The 702-nt window shown below is 57.1% G+C and carries 1 protein-coding gene; it reads left to right on the top strand.

The window, feature by feature from the left end:
* A partial coding sequence (locus ACFMBG_RS24150) for an IS3 family transposase (RefSeq protein WP_421057177.1) occupies positions 1-668 on the top strand: 668 nt, incomplete at its 5' end.
* Between the last annotated feature and the right edge of the window lie 34 nt (positions 669-702).

Raw genomic sequence — 702 nt, forward strand, 5'->3', positions numbered from 1 at the left:
ATGGCTACCGCCGGGTTGCGGCCCTGCTGCGGGACACTGGCTGGCAGGTGAACGACAAACGTGTCGAACGTTTATGGCGGCGGGAGGGGCTGAAGGTTCCAATGAAGCAGCCCAGGAAGGGACGGCTCTGGCTCAACGACGGATCATGTGTCCGATTGCGCCCCGAGTATCGCAACCACGTTTGGTCGTACGACTTCGTCCACCACCGGACAGACGATGGAAGGGCATTTAGGACATTGAACATTCTGGATGAATACAGCCGGGAATGCCTTGCGGTCCGGGTGAAGCGAAAGCTGAATTCAACCGAAGTCATCGACGCGCTGACGGACCTGTTCATTCTACGCGGTATCCCAGCCTATATCAGATCTGACAACGGCCCTGAGTTCATTGCGGAAGCTGTCAGGGGCTGGATCACGGCTGTCGGCGCCAAGACTGCTTTCATTGAACCGGGCTCACCTTGGGAGAACGGATACTGCGAGAGTTTCAACGGGCGCATGCGGGACGAACTGCTGAACGGGGAAGTCTTCTACTCGCTACCTGAAGCTCAAATCATCATCGAAAGCTGGAGGAAGCACTACAATACAAAACGGCCACACAGTGCCTTGGGATACCGCCCGCCCGCGCCTGAGGCCATCATCCCGATAGACCAAAGGCCAGCCATGCACTAACTTTCAACTTGGACCACTCAAGTGGGGCGGCTCA

It is taken from the genome of Leisingera coralii (genome assembly GCF_049056525.1).
GTDB classification, from domain to species: Bacteria; Pseudomonadota; Alphaproteobacteria; order Rhodobacterales; family Rhodobacteraceae; genus Leisingera; species Leisingera coralii.